The organism is Ilumatobacter fluminis, assembly GCF_004364865.1.
Lineage (GTDB): Bacteria > Actinomycetota > Acidimicrobiia > Acidimicrobiales > Ilumatobacteraceae > Ilumatobacter > Ilumatobacter fluminis.
The window spans coordinates 2,349,838-2,373,046 of record NZ_SOAU01000001.1 but is presented as its reverse complement, the minus strand read 5'-3'; the positions used below and the strand labels follow the sequence as shown (position 1 = coordinate 2,373,046).

General features: G+C 68.8%; 24 protein-coding genes. 19 read left to right on the top strand and 5 right to left on the bottom strand.

What is annotated here, in order from left to right; translation table 11 throughout:
• The first annotated feature begins 41 nt into the window (after positions 1-41).
• Positions 42-1,916, top strand: a complete 1,875-nt coding sequence (typA, locus tag BDK89_RS10805) for a translational GTPase TypA (protein ID WP_133868956.1) — start codon at positions 42-44, stop codon at positions 1,914-1,916.
• Between the two features lie 18 nt (positions 1,917-1,934).
• Here the strand turns inward: typA and BDK89_RS10800 are convergent, their stop codons facing one another.
• Positions 1,935-4,130 carry an alpha-L-fucosidase gene (locus BDK89_RS10800; protein WP_279586814.1) on the bottom strand — a complete coding sequence of 732 codons (2,196 nt, stop codon included), beginning with the start codon at positions 4,128-4,130 and terminating at the stop codon, positions 1,935-1,937.
• On the opposite strand from BDK89_RS10800, the gene BDK89_RS10795 reads away from it, so the two are divergent.
• From BDK89_RS10795 to BDK89_RS10780, 4 genes are read left to right on the top strand one after another with little or no spacing between them, the layout of a single operon-like run.
• Positions 4,129-4,497, top strand: a complete 369-nt coding sequence (locus tag BDK89_RS10795; RefSeq protein ID WP_133868954.1) for a VOC family protein — start codon at positions 4,129-4,131, stop codon at positions 4,495-4,497. The two genes, BDK89_RS10800 and BDK89_RS10795, sit on opposite strands and share 2 nt — an antisense overlap.
• The gene (locus BDK89_RS10790; RefSeq protein ID WP_133868953.1) at positions 4,494-5,492 is read left to right on the top strand and encodes a 1-acyl-sn-glycerol-3-phosphate acyltransferase; all 999 of its coding nucleotides are present in this window, start codon (positions 4,494-4,496) and stop codon (positions 5,490-5,492) included. Before BDK89_RS10795 ends, BDK89_RS10790 begins: the two co-directional genes overlap by 4 nt.
• A 55-nt stretch (positions 5,493-5,547) precedes the next feature.
• A complete protein-coding gene (locus BDK89_RS10785) occupies positions 5,548-6,591 on the top strand; it encodes an LLM class F420-dependent oxidoreductase (RefSeq protein ID WP_133868952.1) in 1,044 nt (347 codons plus the stop codon).
• A 19-nt stretch (positions 6,592-6,610) separates the two neighbouring features.
• Positions 6,611-7,003, top strand: a complete 393-nt coding sequence (locus BDK89_RS10780) for a hypothetical protein (RefSeq protein WP_133868951.1) — start codon at positions 6,611-6,613, stop codon at positions 7,001-7,003.
• Between the two features lie 12 nt (positions 7,004-7,015).
• On the opposite strand, the gene BDK89_RS10775 is transcribed toward BDK89_RS10780, so the two are convergent.
• Positions 7,016-8,257, bottom strand: a complete 1,242-nt coding sequence (locus BDK89_RS10775; RefSeq protein WP_133868950.1) for an NAD(P)/FAD-dependent oxidoreductase — start codon at positions 8,255-8,257, stop codon at positions 7,016-7,018.
• 100 nt (positions 8,258-8,357) lie between these two features.
• Here BDK89_RS10775 and BDK89_RS10770 point away from each other — a divergent pair, with 100 nt between their 5' ends.
• Both BDK89_RS10770 and BDK89_RS10765 read left to right on the top strand, forming a co-directional pair.
• Complete coding sequence (locus tag BDK89_RS10770) at positions 8,358-9,305, top strand: SDR family oxidoreductase (protein ID WP_133868949.1); 948 nt, start codon at positions 8,358-8,360, stop codon at positions 9,303-9,305.
• A gap of 1 nt (position 9,306) precedes the next feature.
• A complete protein-coding gene (locus tag BDK89_RS10765) occupies positions 9,307-10,146 on the top strand; it encodes a MaoC family dehydratase (protein WP_133868948.1) in 840 nt (279 codons plus the stop codon).
• Positions 10,147-10,161: 15 nt separating this feature from the next.
• Here the strand turns inward: BDK89_RS10765 and BDK89_RS10760 are convergent, their stop codons facing one another.
• Positions 10,162-10,461 carry an EthD family reductase gene (locus tag BDK89_RS10760; RefSeq protein ID WP_133868947.1) on the bottom strand — a complete coding sequence of 100 codons (300 nt, stop codon included), beginning with the start codon at positions 10,459-10,461 and terminating at the stop codon, positions 10,162-10,164.
• 59 nt (positions 10,462-10,520) lie between these two features.
• On the opposite strand from BDK89_RS10760, the gene BDK89_RS10755 reads away from it, so the two are divergent.
• The 5 genes from BDK89_RS10755 (at position 10,521) to ruvB (ending at position 13,544) form a co-directional block, all read left to right on the top strand.
• The gene (locus BDK89_RS10755; protein ID WP_133868946.1) at positions 10,521-11,084 is read left to right on the top strand and encodes a DUF2087 domain-containing protein; all 564 of its coding nucleotides are present in this window, start codon (positions 10,521-10,523) and stop codon (positions 11,082-11,084) included.
• Positions 11,085-11,194: 110 nt separating this feature from the next.
• A complete protein-coding gene (locus BDK89_RS21765; RefSeq protein ID WP_166657517.1) occupies positions 11,195-11,341 on the top strand; it encodes a hypothetical protein in 147 nt (48 codons plus the stop codon).
• Positions 11,342-11,387: 46 nt separating this feature from the next.
• Positions 11,388-11,927 (top strand): crossover junction endodeoxyribonuclease RuvC, encoded by a 540-nt coding sequence (ruvC, locus tag BDK89_RS10750; RefSeq protein WP_243839146.1) that lies wholly within the window; start codon positions 11,388-11,390, stop codon positions 11,925-11,927.
• Positions 11,924-12,517: a Holliday junction branch migration protein RuvA gene (gene ruvA, locus BDK89_RS10745; RefSeq protein WP_208294036.1), complete on the top strand. Its 594-nt coding sequence runs from the start codon at positions 11,924-11,926 to the stop codon at positions 12,515-12,517. The genes ruvC and ruvA overlap by 4 nt, the downstream gene beginning before the upstream one ends.
• Positions 12,462-13,544: a Holliday junction branch migration DNA helicase RuvB gene (ruvB, locus tag BDK89_RS10740; RefSeq protein WP_133868944.1), complete on the top strand. Its 1,083-nt coding sequence runs from the start codon at positions 12,462-12,464 to the stop codon at positions 13,542-13,544. The genes ruvA and ruvB overlap by 56 nt, the downstream gene beginning before the upstream one ends.
• Before the next feature lie 10 nt (positions 13,545-13,554).
• Here ruvB and BDK89_RS10735 read toward each other — a convergent pair whose 3' ends face one another.
• Complete coding sequence (locus BDK89_RS10735) at positions 13,555-14,337, bottom strand: DUF427 domain-containing protein (protein ID WP_133868943.1); 783 nt, start codon at positions 14,335-14,337, stop codon at positions 13,555-13,557.
• Between the two features lie 61 nt (positions 14,338-14,398).
• Positions 14,399-15,100: a dienelactone hydrolase family protein gene (locus BDK89_RS10730; RefSeq protein ID WP_208294035.1), complete on the bottom strand. Its 702-nt coding sequence runs from the start codon at positions 15,098-15,100 to the stop codon at positions 14,399-14,401.
• Between the two features lie 60 nt (positions 15,101-15,160).
• Here BDK89_RS10730 and queA point away from each other — a divergent pair, with 60 nt between their 5' ends.
• The 7 genes from queA (at position 15,161) to BDK89_RS10695 (ending at position 23,183) form a co-directional block, all read left to right on the top strand.
• Positions 15,161-16,183, top strand: coding sequence for a tRNA preQ1(34) S-adenosylmethionine ribosyltransferase-isomerase QueA (gene queA / locus BDK89_RS10725; protein WP_133868942.1), 1,023 nt, complete (start codon positions 15,161-15,163; stop codon positions 16,181-16,183).
• 104 nt (positions 16,184-16,287) lie between these two features.
• Positions 16,288-17,385 carry a tRNA guanosine(34) transglycosylase Tgt gene (tgt, locus tag BDK89_RS10720; protein ID WP_133868941.1) on the top strand — a complete coding sequence of 366 codons (1,098 nt, stop codon included), beginning with the start codon at positions 16,288-16,290 and terminating at the stop codon, positions 17,383-17,385.
• A gap of 66 nt (positions 17,386-17,451) precedes the next feature.
• Positions 17,452-17,841, top strand: coding sequence for a preprotein translocase subunit YajC (yajC, locus tag BDK89_RS10715; RefSeq protein ID WP_133868940.1), 390 nt, complete (start codon positions 17,452-17,454; stop codon positions 17,839-17,841).
• Complete coding sequence (gene secD, locus BDK89_RS10710; protein ID WP_133868939.1) at positions 17,838-19,172, top strand: protein translocase subunit SecD; 1,335 nt, start codon at positions 17,838-17,840, stop codon at positions 19,170-19,172. Before yajC ends, secD begins: the two co-directional genes overlap by 4 nt.
• Positions 19,169-20,374 (top strand): protein translocase subunit SecF, encoded by a 1,206-nt coding sequence (secF, locus tag BDK89_RS10705; protein WP_133868938.1) that lies wholly within the window; start codon positions 19,169-19,171, stop codon positions 20,372-20,374. Before secD ends, secF begins: the two co-directional genes overlap by 4 nt.
• Positions 20,375-20,417: 43 nt before the next feature.
• A complete protein-coding gene (locus BDK89_RS10700; protein ID WP_133868937.1) occupies positions 20,418-20,945 on the top strand; it encodes an adenine phosphoribosyltransferase in 528 nt (175 codons plus the stop codon).
• Between the two features lie 3 nt (positions 20,946-20,948).
• The gene (locus tag BDK89_RS10695) at positions 20,949-23,183 is read left to right on the top strand and encodes a RelA/SpoT family protein (protein ID WP_133868936.1); all 2,235 of its coding nucleotides are present in this window, start codon (positions 20,949-20,951) and stop codon (positions 23,181-23,183) included.
• The last annotated feature ends 26 nt before the right edge of the window (positions 23,184-23,209 follow it).

Sequence of the window (23,209 nt, the reverse complement as noted above, 5' to 3'; positions counted from 1 at the left end):
CGCGTCGAACAAGGCTCCGGGGTCGATAGCGTGGTACGGCCATGCATGTCGACACCCCTCACCTCACCGGCCACGGGCCGGCTCGTCGCGACGATCTCCGGAACCTCGCCATCGTCGCCCACGTCGACCATGGCAAGACCACGCTCGTCGACAGCCTCCTGAAGCAGGCCGGCACCTTTAGCGCCCACGAGTCGATCGCCGAACGGGTCATGGACTCGAACGATCTCGAGCGCGAGAAGGGCATCACCATCCTCGCGAAGAACACATCGGTCCGCTGGGGCGGCGTGACGCTCAACATCGTCGACACGCCGGGCCACGCCGACTTCGGTGGCGAGGTCGAGCGTGCCCTCACGATGGTCGACGGCATCGTCCTGCTGGTCGACGCCGCCGAAGGCCCGCTCCCGCAGACGCGCTTCGTGCTGCGCAAGGCGCTCGGCTACGACATGCCGGTCATCCTGGTCATCAACAAGATCGACCGTCCCGACGCCCGGGTGAAAGAGGTCGTCGACGAGGCGTACGAGCTGTTCATGGACCTCGACGCCAGCGACGAACAGCTCGACTTCCCGATCGTCTACTGCTCGGGTCGTGACGGCTGGGCATCGCTCGACGAGAACACCGCCCACGACGAGTCGCTGCGTGGCGACTCGCTGGCCCCGCTGTGCGACGTCATCCTCGACACGATCCCGTCGCCGGCCTACACCCCCGATGCTCCGCTGCAGGCCTGGGTGACCAACCTCGACGCCAACCAGTACGTCGGCCGCCTCGCCTTGTGCCGTGTCATCGAAGGCACCATCGAGAAGGGCAAGCAGGTCGCTTGGTGCCGCCTCGACGGCACGATCCAGCGCACCAAGGTGGCCGAGCTGTTCCTCACCGAACAGCTGACCCGCGTCCCGGTCGACTCCGCCGGACCCGGCGACCTGGTCGCCGTCGCCGGCATCGAGGAGATCACGATCGGCGAGACCCTCGCCGACGCCGAGAACCCGGTCCCGTTGCCTCGCATCACCGTCGACGAGCCGGCACTGTCGATGACGATCGGTATCAACACCTCGCCGCTCGCCGGCAAGGACGGCTCGAAGATGACCGCCCGCCTGGTGAAGAACCGGCTCGACGCCGAACTCGTCGGCAACGTGTCGCTGCGCGTCAACCCGACCGATCGCCCGGACGCCTGGGAAGTCCAGGCCCGTGGCGAACTCCAGCTCGCCGTGCTGATCGAGAACATGCGGCGCGAGGGCTTCGAGCTCACCGTCGGCAAGCCCGAGGTCGTCACGAAGGACGTCGACGGCAAGCGCCACGAGCCCGTCGAACGGGTCACCATCGACGTGCCCGAAGAACACCTCGGTGCGGTCACCCAGCTGCTCGCGCAGCGCAAGGGCCGCATGGAGAACATGGTCAACCACGGCCTCGGCTGGGTGCGCCTCGAGTACCTCGTTCCGGCACGCGGCCTGATCGGCTTCCGAACCGAGTTCCTCACCGAGACGCGTGGCACCGGCGTCGTCAGTCACATCTTCGAGGGCTACGAGCCCTGGCACGGCGACATCCGCGCCCGCGAACGCGGCTCGCTGGTCGCCGACCGCCAGGGCCCGGCGACCACCTACGCGATGATCAACCTGCAGGACCGGGCGACGATGATGGTCGGGCCGGGCACGATCGTCTATCAGGGCATGATCGTCGGGGAGAACTCGCGTGCGGGCGACATGGACGTCAACATCTGCCGTGAGAAGAAGCTCACCAACATGCGTGCGTCGTCGTCCGACGAGACGGTCAAGCTCACCCCGCACCGTGTGCTGTCGCTCGAGCACGCGCTCGAGTTCATCGCCGCCGACGAGTGCGTCGAGGTCACGCCGAAGCACATCCGCCTGCGCAAGGTCTTCCTCGACCCGCACGACCGGGTGAAAGCGGCCCGCGCCGCCAACTGATCGCCGATCGATCGGGCGTCAGGGGCCGACGACGACGTCGTGGCCCTCCGACGTGAGGTCGGCGCACATGTTGTCGCGTTGGCGGAACTCGCCGGCGCCCCACGCCAGCAGCCCGACGCGGCAGCGCGCCCAGTGGTTGCCGCCGATCTCGGCGTTCGACGCTCCGTCCTGCAGGACGCAGCCGCTGTCGCCGTCGGAGACGGCGTTGCTGGTCACGCGGGCCTCCGTGCCGCCGTCGATGTCGACCGCTCGCATCGTCGACTCGATCGCGTTGCCGATGATGTCGGTCGCCTCGCAGTCGACGGCGCTGATGCCCCACCAGCGTGCGCGGATCCGGTTCGCCCGGATCGTCGAACCGATGGTGCCGGTGAGCACGATCGCGGCTCGATGGCCCTCGAACTCGCAACTGTCGATCAGGTGACCGGCGCCGCCCGTGATGGCGATGCCGACGTCGGTGCCGATACCGCCGAACGTGCTGCGGACGATCTCGATCCGATTCGGTCCGGCGGCGACGACGCCCGACGCGGTGGACGAGATGATGCGAGGTGATCCGCCGTCGAGGGCGACGTGGCCGACGACGTCGCAGCCGATGATGGTCGCACCGTCGCCCGCGACACGGACACTGAAACGCGGCAGATGACCGACCCGACGTCCGCCACCGCGCGTCCGGCAGTGCTCGAAGCGGCTCCCGGTCCCGAGCGTGACGGCGACACTCTCGGCCCCGTCGACCGTCGTGCGGTCGGGTCCGAGTCCGCGGACCGTCACACCGTCGGGGATGCGAGCAGGGCCGACGTAGATTCCCTCGCCGAGCTGGACGATGTCGCCCGGCTTCGCGTCCGTGAGCAACTCGGCCAGTTCGGTGTGCTGTTCGGCGCCTGCGGGGAACAACTCGATCGGTGGCGGCGGTGGTGCGTCGTGCTCGACGAGGTACACCGCCGGCATCCGCTGTGAACGTCGCGGCGGCCTCGTGAGACGGACCCCGCCGTCGGTCTGGTCGAACTCGACGGGGTTCCCGTCGGCCGTGCTGATCGACACCACGCGGCCGTTCTCGTTGCCGAGATGAGCGAATCGGCCCTGTCCGCTGACGTCGATCGCGTACAGCTCGTCGTCGACCGTGAGATAGCGGGCGTCGGCGTCGCCCCAGTGCGCCCAGGGTCGGCCCTCGTCGATGAGTCGCTGATGACGTCGCACCCAACCGCCCACGGCCCGGAGTCGTTCGACGACGGCATCGGCGAATGCCCCGCCGGCGTCGGGACCGACGCGGAGCAGCATGTGGCCGCCCTTCGCCACGACCTCGGTCAGTTCGGACACGAGCGCGGTCGGCGACGCGAGGGCGTCGTCGGGTTCGGCACGGTTGAACGCTCCGCTGGCACCGAGGGCTCGGCGGTACTCCCACGGGTCGGTCTCGATGCCGCCGGGCAACCGGTGTTCGACGACGCGGACGTCGGCACGGCTCGCCCACCAGTGATCGTCGACCAACACCTCGGGGCGGATCCGGCGGAGTGCCTCGTGCAACTCGTCGCTGCGCCACCGATCGCCCCCGGCACCCCAGTGGCCATCGGCCCAGACGAGCTGTGCTCCCATGCGCTCCACGAGATCGATGACCTGCGGATGGACGACGTCGTCGACGTAGTCGGTGCCCGGATATCGGCCGTCCGACCAGTCGAGCAGCGAGTACGAGACCCCGAACACCACCTCGGCGCGTTCACAGGCTGCGGAGAACTGTCCCAACACGTTGCGGGCCGGTCCGTCGTGCATCACGGTGCGGTCGGTGCCCGGCGCATCCCACCAGCACAGCCCGTCGTGGTGCTTCGCCGTCATCACGGCGTAGCCCATGCCGGCGTCTCGGGCGAGCCCTGCCCAGGCGTCGGGGTCGAAGTCGTCGAAATGGAGGAAGGGGAAGAAGTCGTCGTAGTCGTCGACGTGTCCCCAACGTTCACGGTGATAGTGGAGTGCCTCGACGAGCGACGTCGGATGCAGGTTCGCGTCGGCGACACGACCGTCGATGTGCGCCCGGTACCACGAAACGTCCTGGCCGACCGGGGCCCATCCGGGCACGGTCGCCAGGCTCACGTCGACCAACATCCCGAAACGTCGGTGTCGCCACCATGCCGAAGGCTCCATCTGTCGCCCATGTTCGCACGTCGGTGTGGCGCGCGCCGCAGCGCGGCATGTCCGGACGAGCTCCGCACGGGCGAAGTACGGTGTCGGCATGTTGATCGCCGACATCCACCACGTGTCGCTCAACGTCACCGACTCCGAGCGAGCGCTCGGCTTCTACCGCGATCTGCTGGGCATGTCCGAGCTGGAACGACCCGCGTTCTCGTTCGGCGGAGCATGGCTCGACGCCGGCAACGGTCGCCAGGTCCACCTCATCGAGACACCGCACGTGCCCGACGACGTCGGACAGCACGTGGCGTTCTCGGTCCACGATCTCGAGCGCGCGGTCGACGCGCTGCGCGAGGCCGGGTGCGAGGTGTCCGATGCGAAGTCGGTCGGTGGCACGACGGCGCGGCAGGCATTCGTGCTCGATCCCGACGGGAATCGAGTCGAGCTGCACCAGCCGGCGCAGAGCGGATGACCGCGCCCGGGCGCACACGACGGGCCCGTCTGAAGCGGCGCGCGGTCACGATCCCGTCGCTCGTCGCGATCGCCGTCCTGGCCACGCTGTCGACGCCGCTGTGGTTGCCTGCGGTCGTCCTCGTGGACGCGGTTCGTGGCCGCTTCCGGTTTCCTCTGGCCCGACTGGGCGGGTTCGGCGTGTGCTGGGCGTGGATCGAACTGGCCGGCGTCGCACGGTCGTTCTGGGCGTGGGTGACCGGACGCGCCCACGACGAGGCCTACCACTACGAGCTGATGCGCTGGTGGGCCGGCCTCCTGATGTCGGCACTCGGTGCCACCACCGGGATCCGACCGCAGCTCGAGCAACCGGACGCCTTGGCGGGAGGGAACGCGATCGTCGTGGCCCGCCACGCCAGCCTCGCCGACTCGCTGCTGTCGGCATGGGCGATTCGGTGCGAGGCCGGCCTCCGACCGCGGTACGTGCTGAAGAAGGAACTGCTCGGCGACCCGTGTCTCGACATCGTCGGACTGCGCGTCCCGAACTACTTCCTCGACCGACAGGCGGCCGACAGCGACGCCGAACTCGATGCACTGCGCGATCTCGCCGCGGGTGTCGGCGACGGCACCGTCGGGGTGATCTTCGCCGAGGGCACGCGGGCGAACGACGTCAAACGGGCCAGCGCCATCGAGAAGATCGCCGAGCGCGATCCGAGCCGCGCCGAGCGGATGCGTGGCCTGCGGCGATTGCTCCCGCCACGGCCGGCCGGCACGCGAGCCATGGTCGAGGCGGCACCCGACGCCGACGTGGTGCTGGTGTGGCACACGGGGTTCGACGGTCTCGACACGTTCGGCGGGATCATCGACAAGCTCGCCAAGCCGCTCCCGCCCGTCCGGTTCGTGCCGAGGCGTGTCGCTCGCGCCGACGTCCCTGCCGGCGACGACTTCGACGGCTGGCTCGACGAACAGTGGCTGCTCCTCGACCGAGAGGTCGATCGGGCGCTGGGCACGTCCTGATCCGAACGGCGGCCCGATGCGGCCCGGGGCGCCGCTGTTGCGTAGCGTCGTCGCCGTGAAGCTTTCGATGATGATCAACTACTCGGGCGACTTCCACGCTGACGTGGAGCGCGTGCGCGAACTCGAGGCTGCCGGCCTCGACATCGTCTGGGTCCCCGAGGCATACAGCTTCGACTCGGTCAGCCAGATGGGCTACCTGGCGGCGAAGACGAGCACGATCCAGATCGGGTCGGGCATCCTCAACACGTACTCGCGCACCGCCACCTGCATGGCGCAGACGGCTGCCGGTCTCGACTATGTGAGCGGTGGCCGTTTCGTGCTCGGCCTCGGCGCCTCCGGCCCACAGGTGATCGAGGGCTTCCACGGCGTTCCGTACGAGAAGCCGATGGCTCGCATCCGTGACTACATCAACGTCTGTCGCATGACGTGGCGTCGCGAGAAGGTCGTCTACGACGGCAAGGCCGTCCAGATCCCGCTGCCCGAGGGCGAGGGCACCGGCCTCGGCAAGCCGCTGAAGCTGATCAACCACCCGGTCCGCGAGGACATCCCGATCTTCTGGGCGTCGCTGATGGGCTTGTCGGTCACGGCGACGGCGCAGTACGCCGACGGCTGGCTCCCGATCTTCTTCGATCCCGAGAAGTTCCACACCGTGTGGGGCGACGAGCTCAAGAAGGGCCAGGCCCAGCGCGACGAATCGCTCGGCCAACTGCAGATCTCGGCCGGCGGCATGGTGGCGATCGGTGACGAGTTCGCCGGCGACGCGGCCGACCGCGTGCTCGACATGGCCCGCCCCAACGTGGCGCTGTACGTGGGCGGCATGGGCGCCCGCGACAAGAACTTCTACAACACGATCACCCAGAAGTACGGGTACGTCGACGAGGCGATCGAGATCCAGGATCTCTACCTGTCGGGCAAGAAGGAAGAGGCGGCTTCGAAGGTGCCTCGGGAGATGCTGGCCAACACGAACCTCGTCGGCACGGCGAGCCATGTCAAGGAACGGATCGCCGCGTACCAGGAGGCCGGTGTGACGCATCTCGCCGTCACGCCGATCGGCGACCCGACCAAGACGATCGAGCAGCTGCGCGACCTGATGGGCTGATCGCCCCTACGCTGGTCGCATGGCCGAGCAGCCCGATTCGAACGACGCCCCCGACGCCGACGCGGCGGCGGGGGCGGCCGATCGGGCGTTGCCCGAACCCGGCTACGACGAGCGGATGGCCGCTCACGAGCAGGAGCTCGCGGACGCCCGTCGGTACGCGATCGAGGCGGGCAAGCGCAAGGGCGGCCTCGCCGGTGCCGCCATGGCGGGTGCGATGTTCGCGGTCGCCGACATCGTCGAGGGGCCGAAGAAGGACGACAAGCCGGTGACGGTCGAGGCGTCGAGCGATCCCGACGACGTCGATCGTGACGGGATCGGTGTGCAGGTCGGTGACGTCGAAGTCGGCAGTCCGGCGCTGCCGACGCTCGAACCGGTCACCGAGCGCCACCACCGCAAGCCACCCCAGGTCTGAGCGGCGGCGGCCTCAGGCGGCGTATGCGCCCGGGCGGCCCAGCAGGCCCCGGTGCCAACGGCTCGGCGTCAGTGCGATCGCTCGCGGCTCGTCCTCGAACATCCAGCGTGCGAAGTTGCGCCGCCCCCACGTGCCGCTGCGTTCGACCACTCGGAGCGCGACCTCGGCGCCGCGGCGATGGGCGAGCACCGAACCGAGCCGCTTCGCCATCCGATGGTCGGCGAACAGTTCCTGTCGCACCAGCGCCTCGTACTCCTCGGCGACGAACCGAGGCTGGCGGGCGCCGCCGAGGAGGATCGCTTCGGCAGCGAGTCGGCCGGTGAGGAGGGCCTGGCCGATGCCTTCGCCCGTCATCACGTCGGTCGCGGCTGCGGCGTCGCCGACGAACAGCACCCGTTCGGACGAGAGCGGGACCTCGTCGATACGGGCGGGGATCGGCCATGCGGTGTGTCGCCCTTCGAGCTCGGCGTCGGGGCCGAGCGCTTCGACCACGTGGGGACGCTGCAGCAGGTCGCGCCAGAGTGCGGCCATGTCGCGGACCTTGCGGTCGCCGTCGCGGAGGACGCCGAACCCGATGTTCGCCCGGTTGCCGGGCAGCGGGAACGACCACGCGTAGCCGGGGAGGAGATCGGGTTCGAACCAGACCATCAGGCGTTCGGCGGCGGGACCGGTCACGTTGTCGACGTACTGGCGGAAGGCGTGCCATTCGCCGCGGTACCCGTCGATGCCGAGCCCGAGCGCCTTGCGCACGGGGCTCCACATGCCGTCGGCGGCGACGACGTAGCGGGCGTGCACCGTGTCGTACTCGGCGCCGTCGACCGAGACGACGGTGCGGTCGTCGCGGACCTCGACGTCACGAACGGTCACGCCCTCGTGGACGCGGGCGCCGGCGGAGCGGGCGAGCGCCACGAGCGCGTCGTCGAGCTCGAGGCGGGGACACACGGCGGCGTAGCGGCCGTGGTCGGGGAGCGGGACACGGGTCTCGCGGCCGTCGGGCGAGCGCAACCACGCCGCGTCGACGTCGAACCATCCCTCGATCGGGTCGGGGTCGAAACCGAGCGACTCGAGTTCGCGCAGCGCCAGGGTGGTCAGGCCGTCGCCGCAGCACTTGTCGCGCGGGAACGTCGCCTTGTCGACGACGATCACGTCGCGGCCCGCACGGGCCAGTTCGGTGGCCGCCGCGGCGCCGGCGGGTCCGGCCCCGACGACCACGACATCACACGTCACCGCAGCACCGACCGACATCTCGTTCATCGTCGATCAAGGCTACGGGCGTCGGCTCGTTCCCGGCCGGGGCCGCTCCCTACGATGCCGACTGCGGGGACGACGCCCCGCCCGACCGATGGAGGTAGCGATGGCGAAGTTGTGCGAAGGCCGGGTGGCGATCATCACCGGCGCCGGACGAGGGATCGGGCGTGAGTACGCCCTGATGTTGGCCGCGCACGGCGCCAAGGTCGTGGTGAACGACCTGGGTGGCGCACGCGACGGCACGGGCGACAGCGACGTCAGCCCGGCCCAGTCGGTCGTCAACGAGATCGAGGCGATGGGCGGCGAGGCGATCGCCAACGGCGAGAACGTCGCCGACTTCGAGGGCGCCAAGCGGATGGTTGACGCCGCGGTCGAAGCGTTCGGCGATCTGCACGTCGTCGTCAACAACGCCGGCATCCTGCGCGACCGCATGCTCGCCAACATGACCGAGGCCGAGTGGGATGCCGTCATCAATGTGCACCTCAAGGGCACGTTCGCTCCGACGCACCACGCCGTCGCCTACTGGCGTGACCGTTCGAAGGCCGGGCACGAGGTGAGTGGTCGTGTGATCAACACGACCTCGGTGTCGGGCATCTACGGCAACATCGGCCAGACGAACTACGGCGCCGCCAAGGCCGGCATCGCATCGTTCACCAACATCGCCGCACTCGAGGTCGCCCGCTACGGCGTGACCGTGAACGCGATCGCCCCCGCCGCCCTGACCCGCATGACCGAAGACCTGGGCATGGGGCAGGCGAGCGACGAGGACAAGGAGGCGATGTCGCCACGGTGGATCGCCCCGATCGTGACCTGGTTGGCATCGGAAGAATCGGCCGCCGTCACCGGCCGGGTGTTCGAGGCCAGCGGCCGGGTCCTGGCCGTCGCCGAGGGATGGGTGCGCGGCCCGAGCGTCGAACCCACCGACGACCCGACCGGTATGGGCGTGCTCGTCGAGAGCATGCTCGCCGAGGCCCGAGCCAACTCGGGTATGGACGGACAACCGGGCGGCCCGCCGCAGTCGCCGCAGGCACCGAACTCGAAGGGCGGTCAGTGACATGCCGTTGAACCCCGATGCCGTCGGCTCCAAGGGTGAGCCGGTCGAGATCAGCTGGAACAGCAAGGACGCCCTGCTCTACGCCGTCGGCATCGGCGCCGGCACCGACGAGTTGGCGTTCACCACCGAGAACACCAACGGGGTCGACCAGCAGGTCTTCCCGACCTTCCCGGTCGTGCTCGGGTGGGGCAAGGGCTCGGCGATGGGCAACATCGGGTCGTTCAACCCGGCGATGCTCGTCCACGGTCAACAGGCCGTCACCTTGCACCGTGCCCTGCCCGTCGAGGGCACGGCGACCCTGCAGAGCCAGGTCGTCGCGATGTACGACAAGGGCAAGGCCGCCGTCGTCGTGTCGGAGTCGCAGGCGACGATGGGTGACGAGCCGCTGTTCAGCACCCGCAGCTCGGCGTTCATCCGCGGCGAGGGCGGCTGGGGTGGCGATCGTGGCCCCTCGGGCCCACAGAACGTGCCGCCGGATCGAGCGCCCGACCACTCGGTGACCTACCAGACGTCGCCCGACCAGGCGCTCGTGTACCGGCTGTCGGGCGACCGCAACCCGCTGCACTCCGATCCGGCGTTCGCCGCAATGGGCGGGTTCGACCGGCCGATCCTGCACGGCTTGTGCACCTACGGCTTCACCGGCCGGGCCCTGCTGCACACCCTGTGCGGCAGCGACCCGGCACGGTTCGGTCACATCGAGGGACGTTTCGCGTCGCCGGTGCTGCCCGGTGAGGCGCTCACCGTCGACATGTGGATCAACGGTGACGGCGAAGCGGTGTTCGTGACCCGGGTCGACGACCGGGTGGTCATCGACCAGGGCCTCGTGAAGTTCGGCGACTGAACTCGGTCGGTGAGGTCAGTGGCTGCCGCCGGCGACCTCACCGACGAGCAGTTCGGGCTGCACGTTGGTGTAGTTCGGCACGTCGCCCATGATCTTGGCGCCGTGCTCGGCCATGGCGGCGTTGAACGCGTCCTGGCTGTCGACGGTGGCCCAGCCCATGGCGGCGTACTTGCCGTCGCCGAGGGTTGCAGCGCCCCAGCCCTTGCAGGCGTCGCCGAGGGCGTCGGCGAGCATCGGCATGTGGGTGCTCGTGTAGTAGTCCATGTCGAAGGTCGAATCGTCGGTGCGCGGGTACAGGATGGTGACGGCAATCATGCGCGAAGTCTGGCAGAACGCGGGGTCGGCGTCGTCAGCGGAGCTGCTTGACTGGCGCGATGGCCACGACGATCGCCGCACTGTTGCTCGACCACGATCGGCTGGCCGTCGCCGGTGCGTTGGCGGCACGGCCGATGACGACCGAGGAGCTGTCCGAGGTGACGGGTCGTCCCACGCGGCAGGTGTTGGTGTGTGTCGGCGATCTGCGCAACGCCGGTCTGGTCGGTCACCTCGACGGACGGTACGAACTCGATCTCGACGCGCTGCGCGAAGCCGCACAGCAGCAGGCCGAGGTCGAGGTGCCGATGGACCCGGCGATCGGGTTCGGGATGACCGACGACGAGCGGGTGGTGCTCGAGCGATTTTTCTCCGGTCGGACGCTCGTGGAGTTCCCGTCACAGCGAGCCAAGCAGCTCGTCGTGTTGCAGCGGTTGGCGCTCGAGTTCGACCTCGGCAGGCGATATACCGAGCTCGAGGTGAACGAGATCCTCTTCCCGTTCTTCGCCGACTGGTCGACGTTGCGTCGCCACTTGGTCGACGAAGGCTTTCTCGATCGTGAGCCGATCGGCGGCGGCAATCAGTACTGGCGCAGCGGGGGACGGGTGACCGACCTGCCGCACTGAGCTGGTGGCTCGGCGCCCCGCCGGCGTCTCGGGAATCGTCATGATCCTGTGGTCGAACCGGCGTCGTTCTGTCACCGTCCTGTCACAGAGCGTGTCTACTCTCGCCCGGCATGCGGATCGAGATCGAACCCGCCCGCACGCACGACACGCACGTGCCCGACGACGCCGAGCGCCGTGGGCCGGCCGAATCGGGCTGGAGTGACGACGAACTCGCTCGCCTCAGGAGCGAGTGGGACGCCGAACCGGGTCACCGCTGACGCGAAAGCCGCCGCTGCATCGCGGCTGCTTGCTACAGTCGAACCTGTGTTCGCCAACGGTCGCCAGCTCGCACCCATCCGCGTCCTCGGGATCGACCCGGGGCTGACCCGGTGCGGTTACGCCGTGGTCGACGGCAAGGGTCCCGGCGCGGCGACGGCGATCTCGCTCGGGGTCATCCGCACGCCGGCCTCCGACGAGTTGCCGTACCGTCTCGCCGCCCTGCGCGCCGAACTCGTCGAGCTGCTCCACGAGTTCCGACCCGACGTCGTCGCGGTCGAACGGGTCTTCTTCCAGGTCAACGTCCGAACCGCCATGAGCGTCGGTCAGGCGAGCGGCCTCGCTCTCTGTGAGGCAGCGGCGTTCGGGTGCGGCGTCGTGCAGTACACCCCCAACGAGGTCAAGGACGCGGTCGCCGGGTACGGCGCCGCCGGAAAGGAACAGGTCGCCAAGATGGTGCAGGCCCGCCTCAAGCTCAGCAAGCCGCCCAAGCCCGCCGACGCCGCCGACGCCGCAGCGCTCGCGCTGTGTCACCTGGCCGTCGCCCCGCTGCACCGCCGTGTCGCCGCCGCAGGGGTCGGCCGATGATCGGATCGCTGCGCGGCGAGGTGCTCGAACGCGACCTCGACGGTTCGGTCCTGATCGAGGTCGGCGGCGTCGGATACGTGGTCCACGTCTCACAACGAGCCCTGGCCGAGCTCGAACCGTCCACGCAGGCGTTCCTGCACATCCACCACCACATCCGTGAGGCCGACCAGCAGCTGTACGGCTTCCTGACGCGCGACGAGCGCACGACGTTCCAGACCCTGATCGGGGTGCACAACGTCGGGCCGGCGCTCGGGATGGCCATCATCGCGACCCACCCGCCGACGGCGTTGGTCGACATCGTGGCCGACCAGGACGTCGCAGCCTTCACACTCGTGCCGGGCGTCGGCAAGAAGACCGCCGAACGGCTGCTCGTCGAACTGAAGTCGAAGCTCAGCGTCCCGGTGCTCGACGGCGTCGGCGGCTCGGGTGACGGCGGCAGCAGCGCCGTCGCCGACGTACGCGAAGCCTTGGCCGGGCTGGGCTATGGCGAGAACGAGATCCGTGACACGTTGCGCGAACTGCCACCCGCCGACGATGCCGCCGACCTCCTGCGTGACGCCCTCAAGGCGTTGGGGGCACGACGTGCGTGACGAGTTCACCGACCCGGGCGTGAGTTCGGAGGTCGAGGAGTCGGTCGAGGCCGGGCTCCGCCCGCGAGCGCTCGACGAGTTCGTCGGCCAGCGCGAGCTGAAGGAGCACCTCTCGATCGTGCTCGAGGCGGCTCGCAAGCGCGGCCAGGCCGTCGACCACCTGCTGTTCGCCGGCCCTCCGGGCCTCGGCAAGACGACGCTGGCCGGCATCGTCGCGACCGAGATGCAGTCGCATCTGCACGTGACGTCCGGGCCGGCGCTCGAGCGTGCCGGCGACCTCGCTGCGATCCTGACCAAGCTCGAGGAGGGCGACGTCCTCTTCGTCGACGAGATCCACCGCCTGTCGCGAGCCGTCGAAGAGATCCTCTATCCGGCGATGGAGGATTTCCAGCTCGACATCGTCGTCGGCAAGGGCCCGGCGGCGTCGAGCATCCGGCTCACCATGCCGCCGTTCACCCTGGTCGGTGCCACCACCCGGACGGGCATGATCACCGGGCCGCTCCGCGACCGGTTCGGGCTCGTCGCCCGACTCGACTACTACGACGACGAGGAGCTGCAGGCGATCGTCACCCGTGCGTCGGGCATCCTCGACGTGATCGTCGACGACGAGGGCGCATGGGAGATCGCTCGTCGCTCGCGCGGCACGCCCCGTATCGCGAACCGTCTGCTGCGCCGGGTGCGCGACTTCGCCGAGGTGCGACACGACGGTTCGATCACCGCCGAGATCGCCCGCGAAGGGCTGCGGCTGTTCGGCGTCGACGACCTCGGGCTCGACAAGGTCGACCGGGCGATCCTGTCGGCGATGTGTGAGCAGTTCAACGGTGGGCCGGTCGGCCTGTCGACGGTGGCGATCAGTGTCGGCGAGCAGCCCGACACCGTCGAGGACGTCTACGAGCCGTTCCTGATCCAGCAGGGCATGATCGCCCGCACTCCACGCGGCCGAGTCGCGATGCCGGCGGCCTACCACCACCTCGGCCTGGCCCAACCCACGCCCCGCCCCGGCCAACCCGGCCTCTTCGACGGCTGAGGTCTCGACCTCAGGCGGGCCGGCCGTCGACGTCGGTGGTGATGCCGTCGGCGAGGAAGCAGACGTGACCGGCGATGCGGGTCGTGTCGTCGTGCGGCTCGTGATAGCCCCATGCGACGTCGGGCTGATCGGGGAGGCCGTAGTACGTCGAGTCGCCCTTGTAGGGACAATGGGTGGTCGTGGTCGACGAGGCGAGCGGTGCGCTGACGTCGGCCATCGGCAGATACCAACGGTTGGGAAGACCGGTCTCGGACACGATCATCGGTCGACGACTCTCGGCGAGCACCTGGTCGCCGCGGCGCACCACGACGTGGGCGCTCGAACGGCGGACGTCGACACGGTGGTACGGGTCGCGGAGGTGCCCGTGCACCTGCTCGTCCTCGTCGAACCAGGCGTCGAGGCGGTCCCAGTAGAAGGCGACGTGACCGGCGAGCCACTCGGCGCCCTCCATCGGCTCCTCGTATCCCCACACGGCGTTCTCCGCTGTGCGGTCGTCGGTGACGATCGACCAGTACGAGGCGTCACCCTTGAACGGGCAGTGGGTGGTGTGATCGGTGCGCCGAAGCAGCGAGGTGTCGACATCGTCGATCGGTACGTAGAGCGCCGGGAGCAGGTTCGACTCGTGCAGGAGGCGACCCCGCCGGGTGTCGACGACGACCTTGCCGTCGAACACGGCTCGGACGCGGCGGGGGAAGGTGCCGAACAGGATGCGGTGGCGAGGACCATCGATCGCGTAGTTGACGTCGGCAGGGCCGGACGAGGTGAGCGGGCCGTCGGACAGCGTGAGCGTCATGCACATGAATACCCGCCGACCCCCCGAAAGATTCCACGGATGGGGTCTGACCCCATCCGTGTCAGGCGGGGAGGTGGGTGCCGAGGAACGCCATCGTCTTGGCCCAGGCGGCGTTGGCGGCCGATTCGTCGTAGAACATCTCCGACTCGTGGTTGTCGAAGGCGTGGCCGGCGTTCTCGACGTTGAGCACGAAGTTGTCCCGCCCGTCGATGGCGGCGTTCAGGGCGTCGACGCCCTCGTTCGGGGTGTAGGCGTCGGCGTTGCCGAAGTGGAACAGGGTCGGGCACGACACGTTGTCGACCTGGTCGAGCATCTGGGGCACGCCCGAGCCGTAGTAGCTGACGCACACGGCCGGCTGAGCGCCGGCGGCGACCGACCAGGCGAGCGTGCCGCCGAGGCAGAACCCCATGACGCCGGGCGTGCCGACCACCTCGTCGAGTTCTTCCAACGCGGCGAACGCTCGGGCGCAGTCGGTGGCGGCCGTGGCCGGGTTCAGTTCGCCGGCCTTGGCGACCGACGCCTCGAGGCCGGCCTGGTCGTGGGACGCCTCCCAACCCGGCGCGAACCGCCAGAAGACCTCGGGGGCGCCGACGACGTAACCGGCGTCGACGAGGCGCTGGGCGACCGACCGGATGTACGGGCCGACACCGAAGATCTCCTGGATCAGGAGGATGCCCGGACCCGAGCCGCCCTCGGGGACCCAGACATGCAGCGGCATCGAGCCGGCGTCGTCGCAGGGAACGGGAACGGAACGGGAAGCCATGGCTCGATCTTCCCACAGCGAGCCCCGTCCGAAACGTGGCAGCCGTAGCCTGGTCCGGCCATGTTGCTGAGCGACTTCGACTATGACCTCCCCGACGAGCGCATCGCCCAGACGCCGATCGAGCCGCGCGACGCTGCACGGCTCCTGGTCGACCGGGGGAGCGACGCACCCGACCACCGACGGGTCCGCGATCTCCCGGAGATCCTGCGACCGGGCGACCTGCTCGTCGTGAACGAGACGAAGGTCATCCCGGCGCGCCTCTCGGTGCAACGGGCGACCGGCGGCAAGGCCGAGGTCCTGATGCTCGAACCGCTCGACGGCGAACGCCGGGTGTGGGAGGCAATGGTGCGTCCCGCTCGCAAGTTGAAGCCGGGGGAGCAGCTGCTCGCCCCCGACGGGACACCGGTCGTCGAGATGGGGGAGCGAACCGAAGCCGGCGACACGTTCACGGTCACGGTGCTCGGATCGATCGACTCGCTCGACGTGCTGGCCGACCACGGCGAGATGCCGCTCCCGCCGTACATCACCGAACGGCTCGGCGACCCCGACCGCTACCAGACGGTGTACGCCCGCGAGCCCGGTTCCGCAGCGGCGCCGACGGCCGGACTCCACTTCACGTCCGAGTTGCTCGACCGGTTGGCAGAACGCGGCGTCGAGACGGCGAAGGTCGAGCTCGTCGTCGGGCTCGACACCTTCCGTCCAGTGATGGAGGACGACCCCACCGAGCACCGGATGCACACCGAGCGGTACCGGGTGCCGCCGCAGACGATGGACCGGTGCCTGGCCACACGGGCAGCCGGCGGACGCGTGGTGTGTGTGGGGACCACCAGCGTGCGGGCGCTGGAATCGGCGGCGACCCGGGGCGAACTCGAAGGCCGCACCGACATCTTCATCCACGGCGACTACGACTGGCAGCTCGTCGACGTGTTGATGACCAACTTCCACCTGCCGAAGACGACGCTGTTGATGATGATCCACGCCTTCGTCGGCGACCGCTGGCGCTCGCTCTACGACGAGGCGCTCGAGCACGACTACCGGTTCCTCAGCTTCGGCGACGCCATGCTGCTCGACCGCCACGCCTGATACGTCGGTTGATGTCAGACATGAACCGACCAGGTGGACGGTCATTGCAGTCCCCGGTCGGGTCGGTTCATGTCTGACATCAACCGACCGTAGGATCGTTCGACGTGCATGTTGTCGAGTTCGAGACCACGGCGAGCGACGGGACGGCCCGTGCCGGCACCGCCACGACGGCGAACGGCAGCTACACGACGCCGCTGTTCATGCCGGTCGGTACGCGTGGTGCGATCAAGTACCTGAGCGCCGATGACTACGACGCGCTGGGTGCGCAGATCGTGCTGGGCAACACGTATCACCTGATGATGCGGCCCGGCGCCGACACCGTCGCCCACTTCGGTGGGCTGGCGAAGTTCGCCGGGTGGAGTGGCCTCACGCTCACCGACTCGGGCGGTTTCCAGGTGTTCTCGCTCGAACCCGACGTCGACGACGAGGGGGTCACGTTCGCGTCGACCTACGACGGCACGAAGCACCGCTTCACGCCGGAGAAGGCGGTCGAGACCCAGCAGCTGCTCGGCGCCGACATCCAGATGGTGCTCGACGTGTGCCCGCCGCTGCCGAGTCCGCCCGAGGTGATCCGCCTGGCACTCGAGCGCACGAACGCCTGGGCGAAGCGGGCCCGTGATCATCACACCCGCCCCGACCAGGCACTGTTCGGCATCGTGCAGGGCGGTGTCAGCGAGGTGATGCGCGCCGAATCGGCCGAACGGACCGCTGCGCTCGAGTTCGACGGCTACGGCATCGGCGGCTTGTCGGTCGGGGAGACCCGCGACGAGATGATCCCGGCGCTGGCGGCCGCCATCGAGCACCTGCCCACGAATCGTCCTCGCTACCTGATGGGGGTCGGTGATCCCGCGTCCATCGTGGAGGCCGTCAACCTCGGCGTCGACCAGTTCGACTGTGTGATGCAGACCCGCCTCGGGCGCCACGGCACCGCACTCACGAGCGAGGGTCGGGTCAATCTGAAGCGCCAGGAGTTCGCCCTCAGCGACGAGCCGATCGACGTGTCGTGCACGTGCTCGGTCTGTGCGCGTCACTCGCGCGGGTACATCCGTCACCTCTTCAAGGTCGGTGAGCCGACCGCATCGCGCCTGGTCAGCCTGCACAACGTGGCCTGGACGCTGCGCCTCCTCGAGCAGATGCGGGCGGCGATCATCGACGGCACGTTCCAGGATCTGCGCCGTGACGTGCTCGCCGTCTGGGGCTGACGCCGACGACGCGACCGCCGCCGTCCGGCACTTCGGGCCGGTCGGGCGTTAGCATTGCTCGCCGCTATGCATCTTGCCTTCCTCCTCGCGAGTTCCGAAGAGAGCTCGCCGAACATCCTCGTCAGCCTGATCCCGTTCCTCGTGATCGGTCTGATCATGTACTTCCTGCTGATCCGCCCGCAGCGGAAGCGCATGAAGGAGGCCGCCGAGCTGCAGTCCTCGGTCGGCGTCGGTGACGAGGTCATCACGACGGCCGGCATCTACGGCTTCATCACCGGTGAGGACGGCCCCGACCGGTTCTGGCTCGAAGTCGACGACGACGTCCAGGTCCGGATCGCCCGTGCCGCCGTGTCGCGCAAGGTCGACACCAATGCCGAGGACGAGGCTGCTGCCGCCAAGGTGGCCGACGCCGAGGCGAAGGCCGACGCGAAGTCGGACGACTCGGACGAGTCGTGAACCCCAAACGCCTCTGGGCGTCGATGCTGATCTTCGTCGGTGTCGTGGGAGCGCTGCTCGTCGTGAACATCGCACGCGACGAACACCCGGCGCTCGGCCTCGACCTCGAAGGCGGCGTCAGCGTCATCCTGGCGCCCGACACCGAGGATGCGACCGGTGAAGACCTGTCGTTCGTCCGCGACCTGGTCCGCGACCAGCTGGAGTCGACCGGCATCGCCGAACCCGACGTCCGTGTCGAAGGCGCGAACGTGATCGTCGACCTGCCGGGCGTGCGCGATCAGGCCGAGGCGCTCGAGGCGGTCTCGGTATCGGGCATCGTGTCGCTGCGTCCGGTGCTGACCTGCGCCGGCGGCACCCCCGACGAGGCGGCCGGCCAGAGTGCGCTGCCGACCCTCGACGGCGGCACCTGCATCGTCGGCCCGTCCGACGCCACCGGTGAGGTGTTCGTGCGCAAGAGCGCCGGCGTCGATCTCGTCCAGGGTCGTTGGGTCGTGGCCGTCGACCTGAGCAACACGGGCCAGAACCAGTGGAACGCTTTGGCGACGCAGTGCTACAACGGCACCGCCGCGTGCCCCACGACACAGCTCGCGATCGTGCTCGACGACGTCATCCAGTCGGCCCCGGTCGTGCAGACGCCGAACTTCCCCGGATCGGTGCAGATCTCCGGTTCGTTCACCGAGGACGAGGCCCGGTCGCTGGCCGACGTGCTGAACCGTGGCGCCTTCCCGATCCAGATGGTGCAGGAGCGTGTCGAGACCGTCTCGCCGACCGCCGGTCAGGACGCCCTCAACGCAGCGATCATCTCCGGACTCATCGGTGTGGCCCTCACCCTCGTCTACATGACCGTCTACTACCGCCGACTCGCCGTCGTGATCGTCGCCGGTCTCGTCGTGTGGGCGGCGACGGTGTACCTGCTGGCGACGTACGTGTCGCAGGCCACGAACTACGCGTTCACGCTCGCCGGTGCCACCGGCGTGATCGTGTCGATCGGTATCACGGTCGACACCTACATCGTGCTGTTCGAGCGGCTCCGCGACGAGACCCGTCAGGGCCGCTCGCTCGCCAACGCCGCACCACGCAGCTTCGATGCGACGTGGAAGACGATCCTCGCCGCCAACTTCATCGGTCTGATGTCGGCGCTGATCCTGTTCTGGCTCAGCGTCGGCTCGGTCAAGGGCTTCGCCCTGTACGTCGGCATCACGACGATCTGCGACCTGATCGTGTGCTGGTTCTTCATCCGACCCGCCGTGCTGCTCTTCTCGCGGTCACGGTTCGCGAACAACGGACGCGCCGCCACGGGCGTCACCGCTCCGGTGGGGGTGCCGGCATGAGCGATACAGCACCCAATCCCGTCGCCATCTCGCCGACCGCACTCGGTCGGGCGGTCAACGGTCAGACGGCGATCGACTTCATCGGTCGTCGCAAATGGGGCTTCGGCGCCTCACTGCTCCTGATCGTCATCTCCATCGCCTCGCTGTCGATCCAAGGCCTCAACCTCGGTATCGACTTCGCCGGCGGTGTGTCGTGGGACGTGCCGGCCACCAACGGCTTCACGATCGACGACGCGGAGGACGTCCTGGCCGACAACGGTCTGAGCACCGAAGGCGCACGCCTCCAGGAGCGCAGCTCCGACTCGACCGAGTTCGTCAAGGTGCAGGTCGGCGATCAGCCGGCCGAGGTCGGCGCCGAGCTGCGCCAGCAGTTCGCCGACGCCGCCGGGGTCGACGTCGACGAGGTCAACGTCAGTCTCGTGAGTGCGTCGTGGGGCGCCGAGGTGACCGAGAGCGCCGTCCGCGCCCTCGTGATCTTCGTGATCCTCGTCGCGATCTATCTGTCGTTCCGCTTCGAGTGGCGGATGGCGGTCGCCGCGATCGTGGCCATGCTCCACGACGTAGTCGTCGCCGTCGGCATCTACTCCCTGTTCCAGTTCATCGTCACGCCGCCCACGGTGATCGCCTTCCTGACGATCCTCGGCTACTCGCTCTACGACACGGTCGTCGTGTTCGACCGTGTGCGCGAGAACGAGGCTCGGTTCGCCGCACAGAAGCCGCCGTACGCCGACGTTTTGAACGTGTCGATGAACCAGGTGCTGATGCGCTCACTCAACACGAGCATCTCGTCGATCGTGCCGGTGCTGTCGCTGCTGATCATCGGTGCCGGCGTGTTCGGGCAGGCGACCCTCTCCGAGTTCGCCCTCGCACTCCTCATCGGTATGGCCGTCGGTGCCTACTCGTCGATCTTCATCGCCGTGCCGTTGCTCGGCCTGCTCAAGGCGAACAGCTCGGCGTGGGAGGGCCGCAACGTGCCGCCCGCCGTCGGCGAGGCGCTGCGCGACATGGTCGTGCGGGGCGACATCGGCAGCCGCCGGACCCGCGCTGCGGCGGCGACCGCCCGTGGCGACGACGTCACCGACGAGTCGGCCGATGCCGCCGAGCCGGCGAGTGTCGGCACGACGCCGGATTCGCCGACCGCCAAGGAGGCGCAGTCGGCGCTGAAGCACCAGCCGCGGCCGCGCAAGAAGAAGCGCAGGTAGCACCGTCGTTATCGGAGGTTGGCGCCGCCGGTAACCTCAGGACATGGCACTCGACGCGACCTGGGTTCGCGACCACATCCGTCCGATCGCCGACTACCCCCAGCCGGGGGTGACGTTCCGCGACATCACCCCGCTGCTGGGTGACGCCGCAGCGTTCGGGCGTGCGGTCGACGATCTGGTCACCGGATTCCACGACGTCGAGGTCAGCCGCGTGGTCGGCATCGAGTCGCGGGGGTTCATCCTCGCCGCGCCGGTCGCCTACCGGTTGCGGGCCGGCTTCGTCCCGGTCCGCAAGGCCGGCAAGCTGCCGTGGGCGGTCGCCCGGGAGGAGTACGAACTCGAGTACGGCAGCGACAAGCTCGAGATCCACCGCGACGCCATCCATCCCGACGAACCGATCCTGATCGTCGACGACGTCCTCGCCACCGGGGGCACCGCCGAGGCAACGGCCAAGCTGGTCGAGGCGCTCGGCGGGCGGGTCGTCGGCATCGGGGTCATGATCGAACTCGAAGCACTCGGGGGCCGAGCGAAGCTCGCGAACCACCGTGTGGAGAGTCTCACGCGATACTGAGTCATGGCCACCGTCGATCGCGTCCTTCCCTGGCGGCGACATCACGAGACGGCCGCGGCCTCGGAGCTGGTCCCGCTCCTGCGGAGCTACCGCTCGTACCACCCCAAGGCGCGCATCGAGACGATCAACCGGGCGTATCACACCGCCGCCGAAGCGCACCGCAACCAGACCCGCTCCAGCGGCGAGAGCTACATCAACCATCCGCTCGCCGTCGCCAAGATCGTCGCCGATATCGGACTCGACGAGGTGTCGCTGGCGGCCGCGTTGTTGCACGACGCGGTCGAGGACACCGAGATCACACTCCAGGACGTCCGCGAACAGTTCGGCGAGGAGGTCGCCTGGATCGTCGACGGTGTCACGAAGCTCGAACGGATCCAGTTCGACTCGCGTGAGGCCCAGCAGGCGGCCACGATGCGCAAGATGCTCGTGGCGATGGCGAAAGACCTGCGTGTGCTCGTCATCAAGCTGGCCGACCGGCTGCACAACATGCGAACCCTCGGCGGCATGGCCCCCGAGAAGCAGCAGCGCATCGCCCAGGAGACGATCGACATCTATGCGCCGCTGGCGCACCGGCTCGGCATCCAGGAGATCAAGCAGCAACTCGAAGACCTGTCGTTCGCGGCACTGCACCCGAAGCGCTACGCCGAACTCGACCACCTCGTCGCCACCCGCAGCCCCGAGCGCGACACCTATCTCGCCCAAGCGATCGCCGACATCCAGAAGCGTCTCGACGAGCTCGGGATCGAAGGCGAGATCACCGGTCGCGGCAAGCACCTGTGGAGCATCTACGAGAAGATGGTCGTCAAGAACCGCGAGTTCAACGAGATCTTCGACATCGTCGCCGTCCGGGTGATCGTCGACTCGATCCGCGACTGCTACGCGGCGCTCGGCTCGATCCACGGGCGTTGGCGCCCGGTGCCGGGCCGCTTCAAGGACTACATCGCCGTCCCGAAGTTCAACCTGTACCAGAGCCTCCACACGACCGTGATCGGTCCACAGGGACGCCCGCTCGAGGTGCAGATCCGCACCCGCGACATGCACCAGCGGGCCGAGTGGGGCGTCGCGGCGCACTGGGCCTACAAGAACGAGGGTGACACCTCCGACATCGACTGGCTGAACCGCCTCATCGACTGGCAGGCCGAGGTCAGCGACCCGGCACAGTTCATGGCCAACCTGAAGACCGACCTCGACCAGGAGGAGGTGTACATCTTCACGCCGAAGGGCAAGGTCATCACCTTGCCGGTCGGGTCGACGCCGGTCGACTTCGCGTACTACGTGCACACCGAGGTCGGGCACTCGTGCATCGGCAGCAAGGTCAACGGGCGGCTCGTGCCGCTCGATCATCAGCTCGCCAGCGGCGACACGTGCGAGATCTTCACCTCGAAGGTCGAGTCGGCCGGCCCGTCGCAGGATTGGCTCCAGTTCGCCGTCTCGCACAAGGCGCAGAACAAGATCCGGCAGTGGTTCAGTCGCGAGCGTCGCGACGACATGATCGAGCACGGCCGCGACCAGCTCACCGACGAGTTGCGCCGTGAGGGCTTGCCGGTCCAGAAGATCTGGAACCACGAGGCGTTCGCAGAGGTCATCGTCGAGCACAGCTACACCGACGTCGACACGTTCCTCGCCGCCATCGGCGAAGGCCATGTGTCGGCCCGGGGTGCCGCGCAGCGGATCGGCAAGATCCTCAAGGGCGACAGCGCCCCCGACCAGGAGCAGTTGCCGGCCACCGTGCACGAGCCGAGGCGTGGGTCATCTCGGGAGGGGCAGGTCGGTGTCCACGTCGAGGGGCTCGACGACGTCATGGTCCGTCTGGCGAACTGTTGCACCCCGATCCCCGGCGACGAGATCATCGGGTTCGTCACCCGCGGCCGTGGTGTGAGCGTGCACCGGGCCGACTGTGCCAACGCCACCTCGCTGTCCGACGAACAGGCGATGCGCCTGATCGACGTCGAGTGGGACCGCGAAGGCGCCCGTGGCGGCACCTACGCCGCCGGTGTCGAGGTGGTTGCCCTCGACCGCACGAGCCTGCTCCGCGACGTCGCCAACACGCTCGGCGACATGGGCGTGAACATCCTCGGCTGCGAGACCCTCACCGGCGACGACCGCGTCGCCAAGATGCGCTTCCAGCTCGAGATGTCGAACCCTGCCCAGGTCGGCAGCGTGCTGAACACGATCCGACGCATCGACAGCGTCTACGACGTGCACCGCCTCCTGCCGGGCGGCGGCCGCGACGCCTGACGGGGCCGAACTCCCACGGTGACCAG

Bases quoted from the DNA above. Each gene is read 5' to 3' on its own strand.
- typA (WP_133868956.1), top strand. From the start codon at position 42: ATGCATGTCGACACCCCTCACCTCACCGGCCACGGGCCGGCTCGTCGC.
- BDK89_RS10795 (WP_133868954.1), top strand. From the start codon at position 4,129: ATGTTGATCGCCGACATCCACCACGTGTCGCTCAACGTCACCGACTCC.
- BDK89_RS10800 (WP_279586814.1), bottom strand. From the start codon at position 4,130: ATGCCGACACCGTACTTCGCCCGTGCGGAGCTCGTCCGGACATGCCGC.
- BDK89_RS10790 (WP_133868953.1), top strand. From the start codon at position 4,494: ATGACCGCGCCCGGGCGCACACGACGGGCCCGTCTGAAGCGGCGCGCG.
- BDK89_RS10780 (WP_133868951.1), top strand. From the start codon at position 6,611: ATGGCCGAGCAGCCCGATTCGAACGACGCCCCCGACGCCGACGCGGCG.
- BDK89_RS10775 (WP_133868950.1), bottom strand. From the start codon at position 8,257: ATGAACGAGATGTCGGTCGGTGCTGCGGTGACGTGTGATGTCGTGGTC.
- BDK89_RS10770 (WP_133868949.1), top strand. From the start codon at position 8,358: ATGGCGAAGTTGTGCGAAGGCCGGGTGGCGATCATCACCGGCGCCGGA.
- BDK89_RS10765 (WP_133868948.1), top strand. From the start codon at position 9,307: ATGCCGTTGAACCCCGATGCCGTCGGCTCCAAGGGTGAGCCGGTCGAG.
- BDK89_RS10760 (WP_133868947.1), bottom strand. From the start codon at position 10,461: ATGATTGCCGTCACCATCCTGTACCCGCGCACCGACGATTCGACCTTC.
- BDK89_RS10755 (WP_133868946.1), top strand. From the start codon at position 10,521: ATGGCCACGACGATCGCCGCACTGTTGCTCGACCACGATCGGCTGGCC.
- BDK89_RS21765 (WP_166657517.1), top strand. From the start codon at position 11,195: ATGCGGATCGAGATCGAACCCGCCCGCACGCACGACACGCACGTGCCC.
- ruvA (WP_208294036.1), top strand. From the start codon at position 11,924: ATGATCGGATCGCTGCGCGGCGAGGTGCTCGAACGCGACCTCGACGGT.
- ruvB (WP_133868944.1), top strand. From the start codon at position 12,462: ATGCCGCCGACCTCCTGCGTGACGCCCTCAAGGCGTTGGGGGCACGAC.
- BDK89_RS10735 (WP_133868943.1), bottom strand. From the start codon at position 14,337: ATGACGCTCACGCTGTCCGACGGCCCGCTCACCTCGTCCGGCCCTGCC.
- BDK89_RS10730 (WP_208294035.1), bottom strand. From the start codon at position 15,100: ATGGCTTCCCGTTCCGTTCCCGTTCCCTGCGACGACGCCGGCTCGATG.
- queA (WP_133868942.1), top strand. From the start codon at position 15,161: ATGTTGCTGAGCGACTTCGACTATGACCTCCCCGACGAGCGCATCGCC.
- yajC (WP_133868940.1), top strand. From the start codon at position 17,452: ATGCATCTTGCCTTCCTCCTCGCGAGTTCCGAAGAGAGCTCGCCGAAC.
- secF (WP_133868938.1), top strand. From the start codon at position 19,169: ATGAGCGATACAGCACCCAATCCCGTCGCCATCTCGCCGACCGCACTC.
- BDK89_RS10700 (WP_133868937.1), top strand. From the start codon at position 20,418: ATGGCACTCGACGCGACCTGGGTTCGCGACCACATCCGTCCGATCGCC.
- BDK89_RS10695 (WP_133868936.1), top strand. From the start codon at position 20,949: ATGGCCACCGTCGATCGCGTCCTTCCCTGGCGGCGACATCACGAGACG.